The organism is Microcoleus sp. T2B6 (genome assembly GCF_036700475.1).
Taxonomy (GTDB): Bacteria; Cyanobacteriota; Cyanobacteriia; order Cyanobacteriales; family Microcoleaceae; genus Microcoleus.
In genome coordinates, this window is sequence record NZ_JAUBOZ010000103.1 from 21,309 (window position 1) to 27,308 (window position 6,000).

At 48.2% G+C, this 6,000-nt stretch carries 4 protein-coding genes; all 4 read left to right on the top strand.

The features are described from left to right. The first annotated feature begins 183 nt into the window (after window positions 1-183). A complete protein-coding gene (locus tag QUA00_RS29880; protein WP_333363573.1) occupies window positions 184-822 on the top strand; it encodes a Uma2 family endonuclease in 639 nt (212 codons plus the stop codon). A gap of 264 nt (window positions 823-1,086) precedes the next feature. Beyond that, window positions 1,087-1,710, top strand: coding sequence for a Uma2 family endonuclease (locus tag QUA00_RS29885; RefSeq protein ID WP_333145554.1), 624 nt, complete (start codon window positions 1,087-1,089; stop codon window positions 1,708-1,710). Window positions 1,711-1,981: 271 nt separating this feature from the next. After that, window positions 1,982-3,304 (top strand): 30S ribosomal protein S12 methylthiotransferase RimO, encoded by a 1,323-nt coding sequence (gene rimO, locus QUA00_RS29890; RefSeq protein ID WP_333289725.1) that lies wholly within the window; start codon window positions 1,982-1,984, stop codon window positions 3,302-3,304. A gap of 904 nt (window positions 3,305-4,208) precedes the next feature. Continuing rightward, window positions 4,209-5,675: a DEAD/DEAH box helicase gene (locus QUA00_RS29895; protein WP_333109100.1), complete on the top strand. Its 1,467-nt coding sequence runs from the start codon at window positions 4,209-4,211 to the stop codon at window positions 5,673-5,675. The last annotated feature ends 325 nt before the right edge of the window (window positions 5,676-6,000 follow it).

The window sequence follows — 6,000 nt, forward strand, 5'->3', positions numbered from 1 at the left end:
TCGATCGCCCAGATACTGATTTCAGATTCAGTCGATCGGCGCGATCGGTATTTTGATATTAGGGACGCGACATGATACCAAACTTAACTTCCTATGTCAAGGACTGATGGCATTGTTATCACCAGTCCTTGTGTAATATTTGAGCTTTCCGCATACTAATCACCAGACAGAGGAAACCACAACATGATCCAAACCATATCGAAAACAATCACGTTTGATGAGTTCGTTGCTTGGTATCCAGAGAACTCTGTCCATAAGTACGAGCTACACAATGGAGTAATTGTTGAAATGCCTTTAGGAACCGGCCGTCATTCCCGCGTTACAGGTTTCATCCGTTCAAAACTATCAATCGAAATTGACCGCCGCTCCTTACCTTATTCCATCCCCGGCGACTGCCTGCTCAAACCCGTCCGCAACGAGGCGGGCTACCTGCCAGACGCAGTTGTCCTAGACGAAGCAGCTCTGCGCCAGAGAGAACCGCGCTGGGATACGGAATCCATCATCACGATGGGGTCTTCGGTGCGACTGGCTGTAGAGGTCGTCAGTACCAACTGGCGGGACGATTACCATCTCAAATTCGCTGACTACGAAGAAATGGGCATCCCCGAATACTGGATTGTGGACTACCTTGGTTTGGGCGGCCGCAAGTTCATCGGCACTCCCAAGCAACCCACGCTCTCGGTTTGCCAGTTGGTTGACGGCGAGTATCAAATCAGCCAGTTTCGGGGAGATGACCGAGTTGAATCGCTGGCTTTCCCAGAGTTGAGGTTGACTGCCGAGTTGATTTTTCGAGGCGGTCTGCCCTTAACCGAGCCGAGCTAGAAGGAGTGGGGGCGATCGGGTATCAAAAGGATATCAAATGGGTACAAAAGGACACCAATTTTGTGACAAATCGGCGTTTTGTACCAAGTTTTGTACCAAGTTTTGTACCAAGTTTTGTACCAAGTGCTGTTTTGTAAGGACGGGCTATCTAAATTATATCAGCTACAGTTTAATTTGTCAAGGATTAGAGGCAACGTTGCCTGTAATCCTTGTGTAATATTTGAGCTTTCCGCATACTAATCACCAGACAGAGGAAACCGCAACATGATCCAAACCATATCGAAAACAATCACGTTTGATGAGTTCGTTGCTTGGTATCCAGAGAACTCTGTCCATAAGTACGAACTACACAATGGAGTAATTGTTGAAATGCCTTTAGGAACTGGCGACCATTCCGACGTTACAGGTTTCATTTCCGGTGAAATCAATTTTGAAATCAGGCGACTGCAATTGCCTTACTCTATCCCTAGTGATTGCTTGCTCAAGCTTGCGCGTAACGAATCTGGCTACCAGCCAGATGTAATTGTCCTAGACCGAACCGCACTTGCAAGCGAACCGCGCTGGAAAAAAGAATCAGTCATCACGATGGGCTCTTCGGTGCGACTAGCTGTAGAGGTGGTCAGTACGAACTGGCGGGATGATTATTTTTTCAAAGCTTCCGACTATGAAGAAATGGGCATTCCCGAATACTGGATTGTAGACTATCTTGGTTTAGGCGGTCGCAAGTTTATCGGCAATCCCAAACAACCCACTCTCTCGATTTACCAGCTAGTAGATGGGGAGTATCAGGTAAAACAGTTTAGGGGAAGCGAAAGGATTGAGTCGTTGGCTTTTTCAGAATTGAACTTAACAGCAGAGAAGATTTTTCTTGCTGGCTTGCCGAACTAGCAAGTCGAAATTATGCAAAGGGCGTAAGATTGTCGAAGCCTTCCGACGACACCAAAACCTGACAATTGGGTCAAAATCTGGCAGCGAAAAAGCGGGAAAGTACGATCGCACAAAGCCTAAAAATTCTCACCTCGTTCACGATCGCACAAATATCACACAACACCTGCGGACACCACAACAGTCCAGATATTCCACATACACATTGCAATTTTTTTAATTGTGTGATACCATAAAACGTTCTCAAAAATAGCGCAACACTAACTATTACTGCATGGCAACGAAGCCAACGATCGCATTTACTCACCTCGGCTGCGAAAAAAATCGCATCGATACCGAACACATGATCGGCTTGCTGGCTCAAGCGGGCTATCAAGTCGATTCTAATGAAGAATTAGCCGATTATGTTGTAGTCAATACTTGTAGTTTTATCCAAGCGGCGCGAGAAGAGTCGGTCCGCACCTTGGTAGAATTGGCAGAAGCTAATAAAAAAGTAGTGATCACCGGCTGCATGGCACAGCATTTTCAGCAGGAATTGCTGGATGAATTGCCGGAAGCAGTCGCAATTGTCGGCACTGGCGACTATCATAAAATCGTCAATGTTATGCAGCAGGTGGAAAAGGGCGATCGAGTTTCCCTCGTCTCTTCAGAACCTACTTACATCGCTGACGAAACTACTCCCCGCTACCGCACGACATCGGAAGGTGTCGCGTATCTGCGAATAGCAGAAGGCTGCGACTATCGCTGTGCATTTTGCATTATCCCGCACTTGCGTGGAAATCAACGATCGCGGACGATCGAGTCTATCGTCGCCGAAGCTAAGCAATTAGCCTCCGAAGGGGTAAAGGAAATTATCTTAATTTCTCAAATTACCACCAACTACGGCAAAGATATTTATGGCGAACCGAAACTAGCCGAACTACTTCGCGCTTTGGGTGAAGTAGATGTGCCTTGGATTCGGATGCACTACGCCTATCCTACAGGTTTGACTCCGCAAGTTGTCGAGGCAATCCGGGAAACGCCCAACGTTTTGCCGTATTTGGATTTACCCCTGCAACACTCGCACCCGGAAATTCTGCGGGCGATGAATCGACCTTTTCAAGCTGGGATCAATGATGCCATAGTCGATCGACTCAAAGCAGCACTTCCCGGCGCCGTGATGCGGACAACTTTTATTGTCGGCTTTCCCGGCGAAACCGACGAACACGCAGCACACTTGCTGGAATTTGTCAAGCGCCACGAATTCGATCACGTAGGAGTTTTTGTATTTTCGCCAGAAGAAGGAACCCCAGCCTTCAGCTTGCCCCAGCAAATACCAGCAGAAATAATGGAAATGCGGCGCAATTCGGTAATGGCGGCACAACAACCTATATCATTGAAGAAGAATCAAGAATCTGTCGGTCAGGTAGTTGATGTCCTGATAGAACAAGAACAACCAGAGACAGGTGAGTTGATTGGTAGATCCGCTCGGTTTTCCCCAGAAGTAGATGGACTCGTCTATGTGACAGGAGAAGCGCGACTGGGATCGATCGTATCTGTGAAAATTACTGGTGCAGATGTCTACGACCTCTACGGTCAAGTCGATTTTAGATTTTAGATTTTAGATTTTAGATTGACTGCACAGACTCATCTGGGAGATCGATCTTTCTTTTGTCTAAAATTGTGGGATCGACCCTCATGAGTTGACGTGGCACTGTATCCGGTGCTGGGCGGGGTCAAGTGTAAGTGTTGCTGGAACTGTCGCCTGAGACGGTGTGGCGAACAAAAACCCGACACCAGCCAAAAAGGATTAGCAGATTGTGCAGCAAAAGTAACGGTTTGTACAATATTGTGCAAAGATAGGTAGCAAAGGGTTCTAAACTTTTTTAGCCCCTATCTGGCAATCGACGCTCCCCCTCGGGGTGCGGTTATCTCTACAGAACGATCGGAAAATTTTAACGAATTTAATGTTTTGTTTCTGAATGTAAAGAGTTATGATAGTAACAAGCCAGAAATAAGCGGGGAGAATTTGAGATTGCTTCGCCGTCCGCCCTACACCACAACGGTATCCCGAAAGAGTGTTGAGATGGATAGGCGGTAACGGTCGCTGCATCCCCTGCTCAATCCCGCAGGCGACGGATTGCGGGATAGCGCCTGAACCAACAAACCTATTACTACTATGTTGTAGTGAAGTGGGGCTGGCATGATCCTCACTATAAAATGCCTAAGAGGGAAAGCTTGCAAGTACCTCAAAGGAAGTCCAATGTCCTATTTTAAGAATGTTGGAAGCCCATAAGCCGACCGCTGGCGGTTGGTATCGGTGATGTCACAAAATCAAAGACGGCTGTCGAATTGGTAAATTTAGTCACCATCGACGGAGCTGCCCTATACTCGATTGCTATTTAAGAAGGTGCGCGCAGGCGCAGCACCATAAAGAACTCTTATGAGTTCCTGCCGCCGAGCAGAAATCCGCATCCGAGTTGGGCAACTTAGAAGGCTAAGACTCGTTATTAGGAGCATTAATGAATTTATTGTTTGAAGGCTTAGGTCTTTCGGAAGAACTCGTTCTCCATCTGGAAACACTAGGCTTTACAGAACCTACTCCCATCCAAGTACAAGCAATTCCGCACCTGTTAGCAGGTCGCGACGTTGTGGGTCAAGCCCAAACAGGGACAGGCAAAACGGCAGCATTCTCGTTGCCCATCTTGGAGCGGATTGATTTAGATGTAACTGCGGTGCAAGCACTGGTGCTGACGCCGACTCGCGAATTGGCGATGCAAGTAACTGAAGCCATCCGCGATTTGAGCGGCATCAGCAGCGACGGCCCGGTAAAAGTGGGTCGCTCTCTGCAAGTTCTGACAGTGTACGGCGGTCAATCGATCGATCGTCAAATGCAGCGTTTGAAGCGCGGCGTTCACGTCGTTGTCGGTACACCCGGACGCATATTGGATATGCTCAGCCGCGGCAGCCTGAAACTAGACAAGGTAAAATGGCTGGTTTTGGATGAAGCTGACGAAATGCTGAGCATGGGCTTTATTCAAGATGTGGAAAAAATCTTGGATGCAGCACCACAAGAACGTCAAACGGCATTTTTCTCGGCGACGATGGAACCTTCCATTCGGAAACTGGTGGCGCGGCATTTGCGTAACCCAGTCAACGTCACCGTAGAACAGCCAAAAGCAACGCCAAAGCGCATCAGCCAAGGCGTGTACATGATTCCCCGTGGCTGGTCGAAGGCAAGAGCTCTACAGCCAATCCTAGAAATGGAAGACCCGGAATCTGCACTGATATTTGTGCGGACTCGGCAGTCGGCTGCAGAACTCACCAGCCAACTGCAAGCAGCAGGTCACAGCGTTGATGAGTATCACGGTAATTTGAATCAGGCACAGCGGGAACGCTTGCTGCATCGGTTCCGCCAATGTCAGGTGCGCTGGGTAGTGGCGACTGATATTGCGGCACGGGGTTTGGACGTGGATCACTTGACTCACGTTATTAACTACGATTTGCCCGACAGTGTGGAAAGCTACGTTCACCGGATCGGACGCACGGGCCGGGCTGGTCGCGAAGGAACGGCGATTACGCTGATTCAACCGGTCGATCGCCGCAAACTGCGCTTGATTGAACGCCACGTGCGATCGAGCTTGACGGTGCGAAACATTCCGACACGGGCGCAAATTGAAGCTCGTCAGTTGGAAAAGATGCAGGGTAAAGTTCGCGAAGCTTTGGCTGGCGAACGGATGGCATCTTTCTTGCCTCTGGTGTCTCAGTTATCCGAGGAGTACGACTCCCACGCGATCGCCGCTGCTGCTTTGCAAATGGCTTTCGATCAAAGCCGTCCTGCTTGGATGGGCGCTGATTACGCTCAACAAGAAGATCCCCCGATTGGTGGAGAAAACAGCGTCAAGCCTATCTTGATCAAAAAGCGGGCTAAGACTGGTGAGGCGACTTTTTCTGGAGCACCGAGTGCTCCTGTTCCCCAGAACCGCTAATTGGTAGGGTGCACAATGTGCACCTTATTTAGAATTATTGTAGAGGTGCGATCGATCGCACCTCTACTTTTTTTTAGGGGTAATATCAAATCCGTTGAGCTCGGAATTATTCATCTCTCTCTTCTCTTCCTCTGTGCCCTCTGCGCTCTCTGCGGTTTAATTATTCCAAAACAACATAAGTCAATATGCAAGTTAGCGATCGCGCTAACTTGCATATTGAATCATGGTTAACTCTATTTGTTTGAGGGTAAGCTGTCAAACATCTAAACTGCATTAACTAAGTTACCTTTATTTTTTATTTTTCGGTTCCATTTCATAATTAGTC

What these genes read in the sequence shown, in the direction of transcription:
- QUA00_RS29880 (WP_333363573.1), top strand. Translation starts at nt 184, where the DNA reads ATGATCCAAACCATATCGAAAACAATCACGTTTGATGAGTTCGTTGCT.
- QUA00_RS29885 (WP_333145554.1), top strand. Translation starts at nt 1,087, where the DNA reads ATGATCCAAACCATATCGAAAACAATCACGTTTGATGAGTTCGTTGCT.
- rimO (WP_333289725.1), top strand. Translation starts at nt 1,982, where the DNA reads ATGGCAACGAAGCCAACGATCGCATTTACTCACCTCGGCTGCGAAAAA.
- QUA00_RS29895 (WP_333109100.1), top strand. Translation starts at nt 4,209, where the DNA reads ATGAATTTATTGTTTGAAGGCTTAGGTCTTTCGGAAGAACTCGTTCTC.